At 71.9% G+C, this 16,123-nt stretch carries 16 protein-coding genes; 7 read left to right on the forward strand and 9 right to left on the reverse strand.

The genetic code is table 11. The features are described 5' to 3' along the window. Positions 1 to 553 precede the first annotated feature (553 nt). The 3 genes from ACE1OA_RS23330 to ACE1OA_RS23340 all read left to right on the forward strand — a co-directional run bounded on the left by ACE1OA_RS23330 (position 554) and on the right by ACE1OA_RS23340 (position 2,483). Positions 554 to 769: a hypothetical protein gene (locus tag ACE1OA_RS23330; protein ID WP_356598619.1), complete on the forward strand. Its 216-nt coding sequence runs from the start codon at positions 554 to 556 to the stop codon at positions 767 to 769. A gap of 112 nt (positions 770 to 881) precedes the next feature. After that, complete coding sequence (recO, locus tag ACE1OA_RS23335; RefSeq protein ID WP_147977933.1) at positions 882 to 1,631, forward strand: DNA repair protein RecO; 750 nt, start codon at positions 882 to 884, stop codon at positions 1,629 to 1,631. A gap of 27 nt (positions 1,632 to 1,658) precedes the next feature. Beyond that, entirely contained in the window at positions 1,659 to 2,483 is an 825-nt protein-coding gene (locus ACE1OA_RS23340) for an isoprenyl transferase (protein WP_356598617.1), read from the forward strand. 64 nt (positions 2,484 to 2,547) lie between these two features. On the opposite strand, the gene ACE1OA_RS23345 is transcribed toward ACE1OA_RS23340, so the two are convergent. From ACE1OA_RS23345 to ACE1OA_RS23360, 4 genes are read right to left on the reverse strand one after another with little or no spacing between them, the layout of a single operon-like run. Next, a complete protein-coding gene (locus ACE1OA_RS23345) occupies positions 2,548 to 2,958 on the reverse strand; it encodes a Fur family transcriptional regulator (RefSeq protein WP_356598615.1) in 411 nt (136 codons plus the stop codon). A 46-nt stretch (positions 2,959 to 3,004) separates the two neighbouring features. Next, positions 3,005 to 3,913 carry a metal ABC transporter permease gene (locus ACE1OA_RS23350; protein WP_386545501.1) on the reverse strand — a complete coding sequence of 303 codons (909 nt, stop codon included), beginning with the start codon at positions 3,911 to 3,913 and terminating at the stop codon, positions 3,005 to 3,007. Positions 3,914 to 3,915: 2 nt separating this feature from the next. Then, positions 3,916 to 4,680 carry a metal ABC transporter ATP-binding protein gene (locus ACE1OA_RS23355; protein WP_356598613.1) on the reverse strand — a complete coding sequence of 255 codons (765 nt, stop codon included), beginning with the start codon at positions 4,678 to 4,680 and terminating at the stop codon, positions 3,916 to 3,918. A gap of 38 nt (positions 4,681 to 4,718) precedes the next feature. Beyond that, the gene (locus ACE1OA_RS23360) at positions 4,719 to 5,690 is read right to left on the reverse strand and encodes a metal ABC transporter substrate-binding protein (protein WP_386545505.1); all 972 of its coding nucleotides are present in this window, start codon (positions 5,688 to 5,690) and stop codon (positions 4,719 to 4,721) included. Positions 5,691 to 5,866: 176 nt separating this feature from the next. Between ACE1OA_RS23360 and ACE1OA_RS23365 the strand changes: the two genes are divergently transcribed. Further along, positions 5,867 to 7,249: a glycine--tRNA ligase gene (locus ACE1OA_RS23365; protein WP_356598609.1), complete on the forward strand. Its 1,383-nt coding sequence runs from the start codon at positions 5,867 to 5,869 to the stop codon at positions 7,247 to 7,249. 73 nt (positions 7,250 to 7,322) lie between these two features. Here ACE1OA_RS23365 and ACE1OA_RS23370 read toward each other — a convergent pair whose 3' ends face one another. From ACE1OA_RS23370 to ACE1OA_RS23380, 3 genes are all read right to left on the reverse strand, one after another. After that, positions 7,323 to 8,615, reverse strand: coding sequence for an MFS transporter (locus tag ACE1OA_RS23370; RefSeq protein ID WP_432753311.1), 1,293 nt, complete (start codon positions 8,613 to 8,615; stop codon positions 7,323 to 7,325). Between the two features lie 83 nt (positions 8,616 to 8,698). Continuing rightward, a complete protein-coding gene (locus tag ACE1OA_RS23375; protein ID WP_432753312.1) occupies positions 8,699 to 9,283 on the reverse strand; it encodes a TetR family transcriptional regulator in 585 nt (194 codons plus the stop codon). A 29-nt stretch (positions 9,284 to 9,312) separates the two neighbouring features. Continuing rightward, positions 9,313 to 10,326: an aldo/keto reductase gene (locus ACE1OA_RS23380; protein ID WP_356598603.1), complete on the reverse strand. Its 1,014-nt coding sequence runs from the start codon at positions 10,324 to 10,326 to the stop codon at positions 9,313 to 9,315. A 324-nt stretch (positions 10,327 to 10,650) separates the two neighbouring features. Here ACE1OA_RS23380 and ACE1OA_RS23385 point away from each other — a divergent pair, with 324 nt between their 5' ends. Next, complete coding sequence (locus ACE1OA_RS23385) at positions 10,651 to 10,878, forward strand: DUF6243 family protein (protein ID WP_356773889.1); 228 nt, start codon at positions 10,651 to 10,653, stop codon at positions 10,876 to 10,878. A gap of 92 nt (positions 10,879 to 10,970) precedes the next feature. Here the strand turns inward: ACE1OA_RS23385 and ACE1OA_RS23390 are convergent, their stop codons facing one another. Beyond that, a complete protein-coding gene (locus tag ACE1OA_RS23390; RefSeq protein ID WP_384867356.1) occupies positions 10,971 to 12,410 on the reverse strand; it encodes an MFS transporter in 1,440 nt (479 codons plus the stop codon). Positions 12,411 to 12,511: 101 nt separating this feature from the next. On the opposite strand from ACE1OA_RS23390, the gene ACE1OA_RS23395 reads away from it, so the two are divergent. Then, positions 12,512 to 13,483 (forward strand): helix-turn-helix domain-containing protein, encoded by a 972-nt coding sequence (locus tag ACE1OA_RS23395; RefSeq protein WP_384867358.1) that lies wholly within the window; start codon positions 12,512 to 12,514, stop codon positions 13,481 to 13,483. Here ACE1OA_RS23395 and ACE1OA_RS23400 read toward each other — a convergent pair. Further along, positions 13,453 to 14,880: an MFS transporter gene (locus ACE1OA_RS23400; protein WP_384867360.1), complete on the reverse strand. Its 1,428-nt coding sequence runs from the start codon at positions 14,878 to 14,880 to the stop codon at positions 13,453 to 13,455. The two genes, ACE1OA_RS23395 and ACE1OA_RS23400, sit on opposite strands and share 31 nt — an antisense overlap. 52 nt (positions 14,881 to 14,932) lie before the next feature. Between ACE1OA_RS23400 and dusB the strand changes: the two genes are divergently transcribed. After that, a complete protein-coding gene (dusB, locus tag ACE1OA_RS23405) occupies positions 14,933 to 16,069 on the forward strand; it encodes a tRNA dihydrouridine synthase DusB (protein ID WP_356598595.1) in 1,137 nt (378 codons plus the stop codon). Positions 16,070 to 16,123 lie beyond the last annotated feature (54 nt).

Raw genomic sequence — 16,123 nt, forward strand, 5'->3', positions numbered from 1 at the left:
GAGCGCTGCACGACCCCGGATGAAGCGCCGCCCCCTGCTTCGGTCGCGGCTTTCGCATCGCCTGCCCTGTCCGGTCGCGTGTCCGCCGCGGCTTTCGCGCATTCGCCTTTCCGGCCGGATCCGGAGAGGGAACGGCCGACTCACCGAGTTCTTCCGGTGTTTTTCCGAGGGCTCTCCGGGCGCCCTGACGTCGACCTTTGGCCATGGATCGACTCCCCTGTCCGGCAAGGGGTTTGGGGAGCGCGCGAATCCGCAGATTGTACGGATCCGGCGCCACCCAGGTGGTGGAACGCTGGAATCGGATTCGGAAAGGGGTGCGTGGGTGAAGGAAGAACAGGAGCGGCCGGAAAACGGGAACCGTACGGGAGGGGAAGGAAATGGCGGTGGCGCGGCGGGACGGAATCGGGCGGGCGGGACTTGTTCCGCCCTCGCCCGGCGGGGCGTCCCCGCCCCCGCCGCCGATCCCCGGGAGGCCGCTCGTCGGACGCGGACATCGCACGCAGGGCGCGGCGCGCCGGTCGGCCGCCGTGCCCCCGGGAGAAGAGAGCCGGCCATGCATCTGCCCATCGGGTCGTACGTCGTCGACATCCACACCGGGAAGGTCGGCACGGTCATGGGGCACGAGGGGCCGTATCTCCAGCTGAGACCCCTGGGTGGCGGGCGCGAGTGGGACTGCGACCCGGAGGGCGTCCGGGTCGCCACCACCGCCGAGCGGCTGAGCGCGGCCACCGCGCTCGCGAACGCGCGCAGCCGCGGCGAGGTGCCGTGATCCTCCGGGAACCGTCCTGCCGGTCACCCGGCTCGCGGAGTCCGGTGCCGTCATGGGCATGCACTGCCGAAGGCGCGTACGGGAGCCCCGTCGCGTACGCGAGAATGGGCCCATGAGTCTGTTCCGCGACGACGGCATCGTGCTGCGCACCCAGAAGCTGGGCGAAGCGGACCGCATCATCACGCTCCTCACGCGCGGTCACGGCCGCGTACGCGCCGTGGCCCGCGGGGTGCGGCGCACCAAGTCGAAGTTCGGTGCCCGGCTGGAACCCTTCTCGCACGTGGACGTGCAGTTCTTCGCGCGGGGCAGCGAACTCGTCGGCCGGGGGCTGCCCCTGTGCACGCAGAGCGAGACCATCGCCGCGTACGGCAGCGGGATCGTCACCGACTACGCCCGCTACACGGCCGGCACCGCGATGCTGGAGACCGCGGAGCGGTTCACGGACCACGAGGGCGAGCCGGCCGTCCAGCAGTACCTGCTGCTGGTGGGCGGGCTGCGGACGCTCGCGCGGGGCGAGCACGCGCCGCACCTCATCCTCGACGCCTTCCTCCTCCGCTCGCTCGCCGTCAACGGCTACGCGCCCAGCTTCGAGGACTGCGCGAAGTGCGGCATGCACGGTCCCAACCGGTTCTTCTCGGTCGCGGCGGGCGGAGTCATATGCGGCGACTGCCGGGTGCCCGGCAGCGTCGTACCCTCTCCGGAGGCCATCGGCCTGCTCAGCGCGCTCCTCACCGGCGACTGGGCGACGGCGGACGCGTGCGAGCCGCGTCACGTCAGGGAGGGCAGCGGGCTGGTGTCCGCCTATCTGCACTGGCACCTGGAGCGCGGCCTGCGCTCGCTGCGGTACGTAGAGAAGAGCTAGACGCTCGAAGCTAGGAGAGTTGACCTCATGGCCATGGCACGAATCCTCGGACGGAACCGGCGGGAGTACAAGGTTCCCGAGCCGCACCCGTCCGGCGCGCGCCCGCCGAAGATCCCCGGCGAGCTGGTGCCGAACCACGTGGCCTGCGTGATGGACGGCAACGGCCGCTGGGCGCAGGAGCGCGGCCTGCCGCGCACCGAGGGCCACAAGGTCGGCGAGGGCGTCGTCCTGGACGTGCTCAAGGGCTGCCTGGAGATGGGCGTCAAGAACCTCTCCCTCTACGCCTTCTCCACGGAGAACTGGAAGCGGTCCCCGGACGAGGTCCGCTTCCTCATGAACTTCAACCGGGACGTCATCCGCCGCCGCCGCGACGAGATGGACGAGCTCGGCATCCGGATCCGCTGGGTCGGCCGCATGCCGAAGATGTGGAAGTCGGTGGTCCAGGAGCTGCAGGTCGCCCAGGAGCAGACCAAGGGCAACGACGCCATGACCCTGTACTTCTGCGTGAACTACGGCGGCCGGGCCGAGGTCGCGGACGCGGCGCAGGCGATCGCGCGGGACGTGGCGGCCGGCAAGCTCGACCCGGGCAAGGTCAACGAGAAGACCTTCCAGAAGTACCTGTACTACCCGGACATGCCGGACGTGGACCTCTTCCTGCGCCCCAGCGGCGAGCAGCGGACCTCGAACTACCTCATCTGGCAGAGCAGTTACGCGGAGATGGTCTTCCAGGACGTCCTGTGGCCGGACTTCGACCGCCGTGACCTGTGGCGCGCGTGCGTGGAGTACGCCTCCCGCGACCGGCGCTTCGGCGGCGTCTCGGCCGAGGACCTCGCCGGACTGGACAAGGCGTAGCGGCGACCGGGCAGACGAAGGGGCCCGCACCGGATCGTCCGGTGCGGGCCCCTTCGCGTACGTCCTACTCGGCCGCGCACTCCGCGCACGTCCCGAAGATCTCGACCGTGTGCGCCACGTTCACGAAGCCGTGCTCCGAGGCGATCGTCTCGGCCCACTGCTCCACCGCAGGGCCCTCGACCTCGACGGCCTTGCCGCATACGCGGCAGACCAGGTGATGGTGGTGGTCGCCCGACGAGCAGCGGCGGTAGACGGTCTCGCCCTCGCTCGTGCGCAGCGCGTCCACCTCGCCCGCGTCCGCGAGGGACTGGAGCGTGCGGTAGACCGTGGTCAGGCCGACCGAGTCGCCGCGGTGCTTGAGCATGTCGTGCAGCTCCTGGGCGCTGCGGAACTCGTCCACCTCGTTGAGCGCCGCGGACACCGCGGCCCGCTGCTTCGTCGAGCGCCCGCGTACGGGGGGTCCTGCCGTCGCCACGGGGGCCTCCTTGTGAGTCGTCTGCCCCCGCCATTCTGCCAGGCTGCTAGAGCGTGGCATCGTCGGTCGCGCGCCGTGTGGCCGGAACCGCCACGTCGCACGCCGCCGCCGGTGACGCCGCACCCGCCGCCTCCGCCGCCCGGGCCCGGCGCTTCGCCAGCGGGGTGGCCAGCGCGGTGAGCACGACGAAGACGGCGATGGCGAGCAGCACGATCGTCGCGCCGGGCGGCAGGTCCTGGTAGTACGAGGTGATCGTCCCGGACAGGGTGACGCCGGTGCCGATCAGCACCGCGAGCACGAAGGTCGTCCGGAAGGACCGGGACAGCTGCTGGGCCGCGGCCACCGGGACCACCATCAGGGCGCTGACGAGCAGCAGGCCCACCACCCGCATCGCGACCGTCACGGTCACCGCGGCGGTGATCGCGATCAGCAGGTTCATCGCCCGGACCGGCAGTCCGGTTACGCGGGCGAACTCCTCGTCCTGGCTGACCGCGAAGAGCTGGCGGCGCAGCCCGACCGTGACGAGGACCACGAAGGCGGCCAGCACGGCGATCGCGGTGACGTCCTCGGAGGAGACCGTCGACAGGGAGCCGAAGAGGTACGAGTTCAGGTTGGCGTTGGAGCCGGTGTCCGAGAGGTTGATCAGCAGGACGCCGCCGGCCATGCCGCCGTAGAAGAGCAGCGCGAGCGCTAGGTCGCCGCGGGTCTTGCCGTACGCGCGGATGAGCTCCATCGCCACCGAGCCGGCGACGGCGACCAGCGTCGCCATCCAGATGGGGCTGGAGTTCAGCAGGAAGCCGAGACCGACTCCGGTCATGGCGACGTGGCCGATCCCGTCGCCCATGAGGGCCTGGCGGCGCTGGACGAGGTAGATGCCGACGGCGGGGCCGGTGATGCCGACGAGTACGGCCGCGAGGAGCGCTCGCTGCATGAAGGCAGGCTCGAGGAAGTCCATGATCAGGTCAGCAGTCCCGTGCGGAGCGGCTCGCCGGCCGCGTGCGGATGTACGTGGTCGTGGCCGGGCAGCGCGTGCTGTCCGACGGCCTGCGGCGGCGGGCCGTCGTGGACGACGCAGCCGTCGCGCAGGACGACGGCGCGGTCGATCAGCGGCTCCAGCGGGCCCAGTTCGTGCAGGACGAGCAGGACGGAGGTGCCGCCGGCGACCTGCTCGCGCAGGGTCGAGGCGAGGATCTCCTGGCTGGCCAGGTCGACTCCCGCCATGGGCTCGTCCATGATCAGCAGCTCGGGCTCGGAGGCGAGCGCGCGGGCGATGAGGACGCGCTGGTGCTGGCCGCCGGAGAGGGCGCTCACCGAGTCCCCGGCCCGGTCGGTGAGGCCGACCAGCGCGATGGCGCGGTCGACGGCGGCGCGGTCGGCACGGGTCAGCCAGCCGAAGGCGCGGCGGGAGAGCCGGCCGGAGGCGACGACCTCGCGGATCGTCGCGGGCACGCCGCTGGCGGCGGTGGTGCGCTGCGGCACGTAGCCGACGCGGGCCCAGTCGCGGAACCGCTTCTGCTCGGTGCCGAAGAGGGAGATCGTGCCGCCGGTCAGCGGCACCTGACCGATGACGGAGCGCACGGCGGTCGACTTGCCGGAGCCGTTGGCGCCGAGCAGGGCGACGACCTCGCCGCGGTGCACGGTGAGGTCGACGCCGCGCAGCACCGGGCGCGCGCCGAGGGCCGCCGTGGCGCCGCGGACGGAGATGACGGGTTCCAGGGCCATGACGCGTGCCTCCGATGCTTGCGTGCCGTGCGTGGGTGTCACTTGGCGCCGAGGGCCTTCTTCAGCGCGGCGAGGTTGGACTGCATGACCTCGATGTAGTCATCGCCCCGGGACTTGTCGGTGATTCCCTCCAGCGGGTCGAGGACGTCGGTCTTCAGCCCCGTGTCGCCCGCGAGGGTCTTCGCGGTCTTGTCGCTGGCGAGGGTCTCGAAGAAGACGGTGGACACCTTGTCCTTCTTCGCGATGTCCTGGAGTTCCTTGACGCGGGCGGGGCTCGGCTCCGACTCGGGGTCGATGCCGGTGATGCCCTCCTGGTCCAGGCCGTAGCGCTCGGCGAGGTAGCCGAAGGCGGAGTGGGTGGTGATGAAGGTCTTCGTGGCCGTGTTCCGCAGGCCCGACGCGAAGGCGGTGTCCAGATCACCGAGCTTCTTCACCAGCGCGTCGGTGTTCTTCCGGTAGTCGGCGGCGTTGGCCGGGTCGGCCTTCTCCAGGGAGGCGCCGACGCCCTTGGCGACCTCGGCGTACTTCACCGGGTCGAGCCAGATGTGCGGGTCGGTGCCGGCCTCGCCGTGGTCGTGGCCCTCCTCGGCGCCGTGTTCCTCGCCGTGCTCGTGGCCGACCGCGGTGCCGTGCGCCTCGAGCTCGGTGAGGGTGGCGGCGTCGACGGTGTGCTCGACGCCGGCCTGCTTGATCGCGTCGTCGACGGCGGGCTGCACGCCCTTGAGGTAGAGGATGTAGCCGGCCTCGCCCAGCTCGCCGATCTGCCGCGGCTTGAGGTCCAGGTCGTGCGGCTCGACGCCCGGCTTGGTGAGGGTGGTGACGGCGACGTGGTCGCCGCCTATCTGCTCGGCCAGGTACTGCATGGGGTAGAACGACGCCACCACGTCCAGCTTGCCGTCGCTGTTCTTGCCCGCGGCGCCGGAGGTTCCGGAGCAGGCGGAGAGCGAGACGAGGCCGAGCGCGACGGCTCCGGCGACGGCGGTGGCGGGTATGAGGCGGCGTACGTTCATGACACTCATTTTCAACAAAACTGGAAACGATTGTCAATTGTGCTTCCTGTGGGCCCGGCCACGGCGTCCCCGGCCCGCCCGCGAGCGGGCCCGGTGCCGAACCGATTTGATACGGGGGGTGCGGGCGCCGGTAATCTGAAGCATTCGCACTTCGTCGTCGTAATGAAGAGAGCACCGTGGCCGCCGACAAGATCGACACCATCGTCAGCCTGAGCAAGCGCCGTGGCTTCGTCTACCCCTGCAGTGAGATCTACGGCGGCCAGAAGGCCGCCTGGGACTACGGGCCGCTGGGTGTCGAGCTCAAGGAGAACATCAAGCGTCAGTGGTGGCGTTACATGGTCACCTCGCGCGAGGACGTCGTCGGTATCGACTCGTCGGTGATCCTGGCCACCGAGGTCTGGGAGGCCTCCGGCCACGTCGCCACCTTCACCGACCCGCTGACCGAGTGCACCTCCTGTCACAAGCGCTACCGCGCGGACCACCTGGAGGAGGCGTACGAGGAGAAGCACGGCCGTCTCCCCGAGAACGGTCTCACCGACCTCAACTGCCCCAACTGCGGCAACAAGGGCACCTTCACGGAGCCCAAGCAGTTCTCCGGCCTGCTCTCCACGCACCTCGGCCCGACGCAGGACTCCGGTTCCGTCGCCTACCTGCGTCCCGAGACCGCGCAGGGCATCTTCACCAACTTCGGTCAGGTGCTTCAGACCTCGCGCAAGAAGCCGCCGTTCGGCATCGCGCAGATGGGCAAGTCGTTCCGGAACGAGATCACTCCGGGCAACTTCATCTTCCGCACCCGCGAGTTCGAGCAGATGGAGATGGAGTTCTTCGTCAAGCCGGGCGAGGACGAGCAGTGGCACGAGTACTGGATGGAGCAGCGCTGGAACTGGTACACGGGCCTGGGTCTCCGTGAGGAGAACATGCGCTGGTTCGAGCACCCGAAGGAGAAGCTCTCCCACTACTCCAAGCGCACCGCCGACATCGAGTACCGCTTCCAGTTCGGCGGCAGCGAGTGGGGCGAGCTCGAGGGTGTCGCCAACCGCACCGACTACGACCTGAACGCGCACTCCAAGGCGTCGGGCAACGACCTGCAGTTCTTCGACCAGGAGGCCGGCGAGCGCTGGACGCCGTACGTCATCGAGCCGGCCGCCGGTGTCGGCCGCACGATGCTGGCGTTCATGCTCGACGCGTTCAACGAGGACGAGGCCCCGAACGCCAAGGGCGTCATGGAGAAGCGCACCGTGATGCGCTTCGACCCGCGCATCGCGCCGGTCAAGGTCGCCGTCCTGCCGCTGTCCCGCAACCCGCAGCTGTCGCCCAAGGCCAAGGGCCTCGCCGCCGACCTGCGGCAGAACTGGAACATCGACTTCGACGACGCCGGCGCCATCGGCCGCCGTTACCGTCGCCAGGACGAGATCGGTACGCCGTTCTGCGTCACCGTCGACTTCGACACCCTGGACGACAACGCGGTGACCGTGCGCGAGCGCGACACCATGAAGCAGGAGCGCGTCTCCCTGGACCAGATCCAGGGCTACCTGGGCAGCCGCCTGCTCGGCTGCTGACGCCCCGCCGTCCACACGGCGCGTCCGCGTGACGAAGCCCCCGGTTCCGTGAAGGGACCGGGGGCTTCGCGCGTCACCGCCCCGGGCCCGGCTCCGCCGCCGGGCGCGCGTCGGAGGCGGCCCGGGGGAGCAGGAAGGGGGTCGCCAGGGCGAGCAGCCCGGCGAGCGCGAGCGCGGCACGGGGGCCGGCCAGTCCGGCCAGCAGTCCCCACAGCGCGGTGATCGCCGCGATGGCGAGCTTGGCGCTGACCGACCAGGCCGACAGGGTGCGGACGACCCGGTCCCGTGGGGTGAGCTCCAGCCGGGAGGTGGCGAGCAGCGGGTTGAACACCCCGATGCAGGTGATCATCCCCAGTTCGACGGCCGCGACGAGGGCCAGGCCGGGGACCCCGGGCCCCACGAAGGCGAGTCCGGGCAGCCAGCAGGCCCGCAGCGTCCCCGCGACGCGCAGGACCCGGTGCCGGCCGTACCGGGCGACGAGCCGGCGGGACAGCCGTGAGCCGACCAGGCCGCCGAGGCAGGGCACCGCGAAGACCAGGCCGTACTGCCACGGGGCGAAGCCGAGCGGGCCCAGCATGAGGACCGCCAGCAACGGCGAGGTCGCCATGATCAGGCCGTTGACCAGGAGGGCGTTGAGGAACAGGGGACGCAGCGCGGAGTCGGCCAGGATGAAGCGCCATCCGTCGAGCAGCTCGCCGGCCCGCAGCCGCGGCGGGGCGTCGGGCCGCTCGGGGCGCGCCTCCGCACGGCCGATCGCCCGGATGCCCGCTGCCGACAGCAGATGACTGACCGCGTCGGCCACCACGCTCGTCACCGGACCGAGGAGTCCGATCGCGGCGGTGCCGAGGGGCGGCCCCAGCATGGTGGCCGTCCAGGTCGTCGCCTCCAGCCGCCCGTTCGCGGCGAGCAGGCCCTCGCGCGGGACGAGCTCCTTCAGGCAGGCTCCGGCCGCCGCCTGGAAGGTGATGCCCGCCGCGGCCATGACGACCGACACGACCAGGAGCTGCGCGAAGCCGAGCAGGCCGAGCGCGTACGCGGCGGGCACGCTGAGCAGGGCCGCGCACCGCACGAGGTCGGCGGCGATCATCACCGGCCGCTTGCGCCGGAACTCCACCCACGGGCCGAGCGGCACCGCCACCACCGCGCCGACCGCCACCCCGGTCGCGGCCAGCGCGGACACCTGGGTGGGTCCGGCGTCCAGCACGAGGATCGCGATCAGCGCGAACGCGTCGAAGGCGAAGAAGGTGCCGAAGGTGCTGACCGCGTTCGCCGCCCACAGCCACCGGAAGTCCCGCCCGAGGGAGGCCCCGGTCCCACCCCCGGCTGCCGGCTCCCCGCCCTGCCGGCGGCGCGGCCGGCGGGACACCGCAGGGAAGGCGGCCCACCTCATGCGCCGGGTGCCCGGCTTCCGGTCGGCGGCCGGGTCCGATCGACGTGGCACGACGCCCGCTAGGCGCGCAGGCCGCGCAGCAGCAGGTCCACCACGGCGTCGAACTCGCCGTGGATCGAGGGGCGTTGCCATTCGGGAGCGTAGGCCGGGTCGTGGAAGCGGGCGGTCGCGTCGAAGACGGCGCGAGCCGTGGCGTCCGCGTCGGGGGCGGTGAACTCCGCGTCCCGGGTGCCCTCCTCGACGATCGTGCGCACCTGGCCGATGAGCGCGGCGACGTGGTCCTCCACCACTCCGCTGTTCTCGTCGATCAGCACGCTGTAGGTGGCGAACAGCTCGGGATCGTCGCCGGCCTTGCGGCGCTTGGCCGCGAAGAGGGTGGCGAGCCAGTCGCGGAGCTTCTCGGAGGCCGCCCGGTCGGTGGCCGCGGTCACCTCGGCGAGCGCCCCCTCGGCCCGGGAGAGCCAGCGTTCCGTGACGGCCTCGCGCAGCGCGGCCTTCGTGCGGAAGTGGCGGTAGACACTGCCGTGGCTGACCCCCAGCACCCGGGCCACGTCGACGACCGTCGCCTTGGCCGGCCCGTAGCGCCGCAGCACCTCCTCGGTTGCTTCGAGGATGCGCTCTGCGGTCAGGGTCTCGGACGACATGGAAGGACAGTACCTGTCGGCCGGCGGGGTCAGTGCTCGCTGTCCAGGTGCGCCATCTGCGCTGCCGGGTAGCGGTCGCCGGCCGCCGCGCCCACCGGGACGGCCTGCTCGATCGCGTCCAGGTCGGCCGCGTCCAGCGTGACGTCCAGGGAGGTCAGCGCCTCGGCGAGACGGTCCCGGCGGCGGGCGCCGATCAGCGGCACGATGTCGACGCCGTGCCGCGGGCCCTGGGCGAGCACCCAGGCGATGGCGGTCTGGGCGACCGTGACGCCCTTGGCCTCGGCGACGGCGCGCAGCCGGTCCACCAGGTCGAGGTTCCGGCCGAGGTTGTCGCCCTGGAAGCGCGGGCTCATCCCCCGGAAGTCGCCCGGCGCGAGCTCGCGGTCCCGGGAGAAGTGGCCGCTGATCAGTCCGCGCGAGAGCACGCCGTACGCCGTGACGCCGATGCCCAGCTCGCGGGCCGCGGGCAGGATCTTCTCCTCGATCCCGCGGGATATCAGCGAGTACTCGATCTGCAGGTCGGCGATCGGGGCGACCGCCGCCGCCCGGCGCAGCGTGTCCGCGCCGACCTCGGAGAGGCCGATGTGGCGGACGTGCCCCGCCTCGACCAGCTCGGCGATCGCGCCGACCGTCTCCTCGATCGGGACGTCGGGGTCGACCCGGGCGATGCGATAGATGTCGATGTGGTCGGTGCCCAGGCGCTGGAGCGAGTAGGCCGCGAAGTTCTTCACCGCGGCCGGCCGGCCGTCGTATCCGGTGAAGCCGCCCTCGACCGTGCGCAGGGCGCCGAACTTCACGCTGGTCAGCGCCTGCTCGCGGGCCTCGGCCGGGGCGGTGCGCAGGGCTTCGTTGATCAGCAGTTCGTTGTGCCCCATGCCGTAGAAGTCGCCCGTGTCGAGGAGGGTGATGCCGGCGTCGAGGGCGGCGTGGATCGTCGCGATCGACTCGGCGCGGTCGCTCTCCCCGTACAACGCGGACATGCCCATGCAGCCGAGGCCGAGCGGGAAGACGCGCGGGCCGGTGGTGCCGAGGGTGCGGTTCATGGCGGTCTCCTCTGAGAAGAAGCGGTCGGGGTGACACATGACGACTATGGCATGACGGATGACAGATTTCAATCTTTGTCATTCGATCGAGGGTCCCTCCACCCCGCGTCGCCCCCGCGGCATCCCGCACGCCACCCCGCCGCCCCGCGCCGCTCCGGCGAAATGCGGATGACCCGCCCCGCCCGGCGCGGTAGCGTCACGGCCATGTCTTCCATGTCCGCCAAGGCCCTGTTCTTCCAGATCTACGAGTGAGAGCGCCGCGGGTCCCCACCCGCGCAGCGCCAGACGACTGACCCCCGCACCTCTCACCGATGGGAATCCCGCATGGCCAAGGGCCGCAACAACCTCCTCGGCGTCGGCGGACAGCGGAAGAAGCTGTCCCGTGCCGACCAGGCAGGCGCAGTCGAGAACCGCGACGCCGACCGTCGCGCCGCCGTCGACCAGAAGCAGGAACTGCTCCGCAAGATGCGCGAACGCGCGCAGGGCACCAGGAGCACCACGGACGCCGGGAACACCCCGGCGGCCGGGACCACCGCGGGCGGCGAGCAGTAGCCGCAGTCCACTCGGAAAGGGCAGGGGCCCGGGTCACCACGTGACCCGGGCCCCTGCCCCGCTTCGCGGCGGACGACGCCTGCCTTCCGGTCTCAGCCCACTCGACGAGGCAGCCGGAGACTCAGCGCGACCGTCACGGCCACCGCGGCGAGCTGCACCAGCAGTGTCGCCACCAGCGCGTCGCGCACGCCGGCCGACGCCGCCAGCGACAGGAACAGCGAACCCAGGGTCGCCACCCCGAGGGCCAGTGCCGACTGCTGGGTGGTCACCATGACCCCGCTTCCCACCCCCGCGCGCTCCGCCGGAACCTCGGACAGGACGACCCGGAAGAGCACCGGCAGCTGCAGACCCTGACCGAAGCCCGCGACCGCCATGCCCGGCAGCAGGCTCCAGGCCGACAGGTCCGGCCAGGAGCGCCAGACCGTCAGGGCCAGCAGCGCGACGCCGAGCCCCTGCAGCAGCCCGCCCGCCGTCACGACCCGGCTGCCCCGGCGCCGTACCAGCCGAGGACCCGCCAGCGAGGCGCCGAAGAAGGCCACCGCCATCGGCACGAGCGCCAGGCCCGAGACGACGGCGCCCATGCCCAGGCCCTGCTGCAGCGCCACCGCGATGACGAACATGAAGCCGCCGAAGCCGATCGAGAACGGCAGCACCAGGGCCAGGCCGCGGCGCAGGGAGACCAGGGCGAGCAGGCTCGGCGGCACCAGCGGCGTGCGCCCCCGGCGGTCCGCCCGCAGCTCCACCCGCCAGAAGGCCGCCGCCGAGAACGGGAAGACGGCCAGCGAGACCCAGGTCCACAGGGGCCAGCCCGAGGCCCGGCCCTCCGTCAGCGGGGCGAGCAGCGACAGCAGCGTGAGCGTCAGCAGCAGGGTGCCCGGGACGTCCACCGGTGCCGGCCGGTCCGAGCGGGTCTCCGGAACGGCGCGCACCGCGAGGAGCAGTCCGACCAGCGCCACCGGCACGTTGACCAGGAAGATCGCCCGCCAGCCGCTGCCCGCGACATCGGCGGCGACCAGCACGCCGCCCAGGATCTGGCCGGCCACCATCGAGAGCCCGGCCGTCGCCCCGTACAGGCTGAGCGCCTTGGCGCGCCGCGCCCCCGTCGTCGAGGCGTGAATGGTCGCGAGCACCTGCGGCAGCATCAGCGCCGCCGCGGCACCCTGTGCCACGCGGGCCCCGACCAGGGTCCAGGCGTCCGGCGCGAGCCCGCAGGCCAGCGACGTCAGACCGAAGGCGGCCATGCCCGCCAGGAAGAGCCGGCGGCGGCCGAAGAGGTCGCCGAGCCGCCCGCCGAGGACGAGCAGGACGGCGTACGCGAGCCCGTACCCGGCGACGACGAGCTCCAGCAGGGCCGGACCGGCCGCCAGATCGTGGTCGATGGTGGGCAGGGCGACGTTGACGATGAAGAAGTCGATCAACGGCAGCGCGGCACCCAGCAGCACGGTGAACAGGCCGGACGAACCGAGGACGGGTGAAGCGTGGTCGACGCCGCCCGTGGTGCGGGCGGCGGGGGAGAAGACTCTCGTAGCCATGCCCCCGACGATGCGCCTCTCCTCAGAGTGGTACCAGAGTCTCCTTATCCTGGTACCAGCTGCACCTGGCAATGGGCTGAGCAGCCCGGCACCCTGGAGGCATGACCACCATGGCCGCTCCCGGCATCCACGCCACGCACGGCACCGAGACGGACGTGCGACGGCACGAACTGGCCGACTTCCTGCGCAGCCGCCGCGAGCGGATCACTCCCGAGCAGGTGGGCCTGCCCCGCGGCCGCCGGCGCCGTACCCCCGGCCTGCGCCGTGAGGAGGTCGCCCAGCTCTCGGCGGTCGGGGTCACCTGGTACACCTGGCTGGAGCAGGCACGGCACATCCAGGTCTCCCCGCAGGTCCTGGACGCCCTCGCCCGCGCGCTGCTCCTCGACGCGACGGAGCGGTCCCATCTCTTCTCCCTCGCGGGCGCCGTCGACCCCGCCCCCGGCGGGCCCTGCCCGACCGTGACCCCGGCGCTGCGGCAGATGGTCGACCAGCTGGAGCCGCTGCCCGCCTGCATCCAGAACAGCCGGTACGACATCCTCGCCTACAACCGCACCTACGGGCGGCTGCTCTGCGACCTGGACGCCCTGCCGCGCGAGGACCGCAACTGCATCTGGCTCTGCTTCACCGACGAGGACTGGGCGGCGGCCGTGTCGGAGCTGCCGGACGTCAAGCAGATGATGGCCGCGAAGTTCCGCGCCTCGATGGCCGAGCATCTGGCCGAGCCCGCCTGGAAGGCGCTGCTGCAGCGGCTCCGGTCGGCCTCGCCGGAGTTCCGGGAGATCTGGGAGCGCCATGAGGTGGCCGGGACGGCCGGCCGGGTCAAGCACATCCGCAACTCCCGGGTCGGGATGCTCCGGCTGGAGCACACCAACCTCTGGCTGGGCCCGGCGTCCGGCCCGCGTCTGGTGACCTACGTGCCGATGGACGAGGAGTCCCGCGCGGGCTTGGAGCGCCTCCGGGACCTGGCGCTCCGCGAGGAGTCCGAGGCCCGCGACGCCGGGCGTACGGCGGACGGCGGGCCCGGGCGCCGCGCGCGGTCGGGTCAGGAGGGGACGGCGCTCGCGGCGGTGTGAGCCCCGTCCGGCTCCAGCCGTGCCGCCGTGCGCTCCGCCGTGCGGCGCGCCCACGCGCCGCTGGTCAGTGCCCCGGCCAGCAGCACGCACACCCCGCAGCCCGTGATGATCCAGTATCCGGCCCGGCTCGCCTCCACGAAGCCCTGCGCGTCCCCGGTGCGGCCGACGCCCGCGGCCAGGACCGCCCCGACCACGGCGACGCCGAGCGTCTGGCCGACCTGGCGACTGGTGGAGGCCACGGCGGACGCCACTCCCGCCTGGGCGCGGGGCATGCCGGAGACGGCGGTGTTCGTGATCGGCGCGTTCACCATGCCGAAGCCGATTCCGAAGACCACGTACCCGGCGAAGAGCAGCGGATCGCTGGTCTCGGCGGCGAAGGCCGCGAAGGGCAGGGAGCCGGCCGCCATCGTCGTGCCCGCGACGAGCAGTGAGGGGCGGGGGCCGCGCGCGCCGACGAGCCGGCCGGACAGCGGGGCGAAGACGAGGGTCATCGCGGCCATCGGAAGCATGTACAGGCCCGCGTCGAGGGCGGACAGCCCCCGCACGTTCTGGAGGTAGAGCGTGTTGAGGAAGAGGAAGCCGCCGAGGGCGGCGAAGGCGCAGACCGCGATGACGGTGGCGCCACTGAACGGAGCGCTCCGGAAGAACCGCAGGTCGATCAGGGGCTCGTGACGCCTCGGCTCGTACAGCAGGACCCCGGCGAGCGCGGCGAGCGCGACCCCGGCGAAGACCGGGCTGCTCTCGATGATCGCGTACGTGAGCGAGCCGAGGAGGGTGGCGACGAGCAGTTGGCCGACCGGGTCGGGACGTCGCGGCCGGGGCGCCCGGGACTCCGGGACGTGCCGGAGGGTCAGCAGCAGTGCGGCGAGCCCGACCGGCAGGTTCACCCAGAACACGGCCCGCCACCCCACCGAGTCCACCAGCAGCCCGCCGACGACCGGCCCCGCCGCCATGGACACGCCGACGACTCCGCCCCACACGCCGATGGCGCGGGCGCGGGCCGCGGGCTCGGTGAACGTGTTGGTGATGATCGACATGGCGACCGGGTTGAGCATCGATCCGCCGACCGCCTGGATCATCCGGAAGGCCACCAGGGTCTCCAGGCTGGGCGCGAGCGAGCAGAGCAGCGAGCCGAGCACGAAGAGGACCAGGCCCGTGACGAAGACCTTGCGGCGGCCGATCCGGTCGGCCGTGGAGCCGGCGAACATCAGCAGCGAGGCCAGCACCAGGGTGTAGGCGTCGATGGTCCACTGCAGGCCGGACACGGAGGCGTGCAGGTCGCGCTGCATGGCGGGCAGGGCGACGTTCAGCGCCGTGTTGTCGAGGCTGACGATCAGCAGGCTCATGCAGCAGATCGCGAGGACGATCCGCCGGCGTCCGGGTGTGAGCTCGGGCATATGCGGATAGTACGGCTAACTAATGACCTTCGCCGTGCGGGACAATGGGGGGATGACCGCGTTCTCCCCTCTCTCCATCGGGCCGCACATCGTCCAGCCGCCCGTGGTGCTCGCGCCGATGGCCGGCATCACCAACGCCCCCTTCCGCACCCTCTGCCGCGAGTACAGCGGCGGCAAGGGCCTGTTCGTGAGCGAGATGATCACGACCCGGGCGCTGGTGGAGCGCAACGAGAAGACGATGCAGCTGATCCGCTTCGACGACAGCGAGAAGCCGCGGTCGATCCAGCTCTACGGCGTCGACCCCGTGACGGTCGGCAAGGCGGTGCGGATGATCGTGGACGAGGACCTGGCCGACCACATCGACCTGAACTTCGGCTGCCCGGTCCCCAAGGTGACCCGCAAGGGCGGCGGCTCGGCCCTCCCGTACAAGCGGCCCCTGCTGCGGGCGATCCTGCACGAGGCCGTGACGAACGCGGGCGACCTGCCGGTGACGATGAAGATGCGCAAGGGCATCGACGACGACCACATCACCTTCCTCGACGCGGGGCGGATCGCGGTCGAGGAGGGCGTGACCGCGATCGCCCTGCACGGGCGGACGGCGGCACAGCACTACGGCGGCACGGCGGACTGGGACGCCATCGCCCGGCTGAAGGAGCACGTCCCGGAGATCCCGGTGCTCGGCAACGGCGACATCTGGTCGGCGGACGACGCGCTGCGGATGATGCGCGAGACCGGCTGCGACGGCGTGGTCGTCGGGCGCGGCTGCCTGGGGCGCCCGTGGCTCTTCGCCGACCTGGTCGCCGGCTTCGAGGGCACCGGCGCGTACGCCCAGCCGGGGCTGCGCGCGGTCGCGGAGGCGATGGTGCGGCACGCGCGGCTGCTGGGGGAGTGGCTCGGCGACGAGTCGCGCGGTGTCATCGACTTCCGCAAGCACGTGGCCTGGTACCTGAAGGGGTTCTCGGTCGGTTCGGAGATGCGCAAGAAGCTGGCGATCACCTCGTCCCTGGACGAGCTGAGCGCTCAGTTGAGCGAGCTCGACCTGGACCAGCCGTGGCCGCTGGGGGCGGACGGGCCGCGGGGCCGTACGTCGGGCAACAACCGGGTCGTGCTGCCGGACGGCTGGCTCAAGGACCCGTACGACTGCGCGGGAGTGAGTGAGGACGCGGAGCTGGACACGTCGGGTGGCTGAGGGAGCTCCGGACGTGACGTGATCACGTCCAGATCGTGGGAATCAAGCCATTTC

This window comes from Streptomyces sp. JL2001 (genome assembly GCF_050917515.1).
Classification (GTDB): Bacteria; Actinomycetota; Actinomycetes; order Streptomycetales; family Streptomycetaceae; genus Streptomyces.

Excerpts from the sequence above, each read along its gene's own strand:
- ACE1OA_RS23375 (WP_432753312.1), bottom strand. The coding sequence starts at position 9,283 with ATGTCGTCCGAGACCCTGACCGCAGAGCGCATCCTCGAAGCAACCGAG.
- ACE1OA_RS23350 (WP_386545501.1), bottom strand. The coding sequence starts at position 3,913 with ATGGACTTCCTCGAGCCTGCCTTCATGCAGCGAGCGCTCCTCGCGGCC.
- ACE1OA_RS23380 (WP_356598603.1), bottom strand. The coding sequence starts at position 10,326 with ATGAACCGCACCCTCGGCACCACCGGCCCGCGCGTCTTCCCGCTCGGC.
- dusB (WP_356598595.1), top strand. The coding sequence starts at position 14,933 with ATGACCGCGTTCTCCCCTCTCTCCATCGGGCCGCACATCGTCCAGCCG.
- ACE1OA_RS23355 (WP_356598613.1), bottom strand. The coding sequence starts at position 4,680 with ATGGCCCTGGAACCCGTCATCTCCGTCCGCGGCGCCACGGCGGCCCTC.
- ACE1OA_RS23400 (WP_384867360.1), bottom strand. The coding sequence starts at position 14,880 with ATGCCCGAGCTCACACCCGGACGCCGGCGGATCGTCCTCGCGATCTGC.
- ACE1OA_RS23340 (WP_356598617.1), top strand. The coding sequence starts at position 1,659 with ATGGCCATGGCACGAATCCTCGGACGGAACCGGCGGGAGTACAAGGTT.
- ACE1OA_RS23330 (WP_356598619.1), top strand. The coding sequence starts at position 554 with ATGCATCTGCCCATCGGGTCGTACGTCGTCGACATCCACACCGGGAAG.
- ACE1OA_RS23390 (WP_384867356.1), bottom strand. The coding sequence starts at position 12,410 with ATGGCTACGAGAGTCTTCTCCCCCGCCGCCCGCACCACGGGCGGCGTC.
- ACE1OA_RS23385 (WP_356773889.1), top strand. The coding sequence starts at position 10,651 with ATGGCCAAGGGCCGCAACAACCTCCTCGGCGTCGGCGGACAGCGGAAG.
- ACE1OA_RS23360 (WP_386545505.1), bottom strand. The coding sequence starts at position 5,690 with ATGAACGTACGCCGCCTCATACCCGCCACCGCCGTCGCCGGAGCCGTC.
- recO (WP_147977933.1), top strand. The coding sequence starts at position 882 with ATGAGTCTGTTCCGCGACGACGGCATCGTGCTGCGCACCCAGAAGCTG.
- ACE1OA_RS23395 (WP_384867358.1), top strand. The coding sequence starts at position 12,512 with ATGACCACCATGGCCGCTCCCGGCATCCACGCCACGCACGGCACCGAG.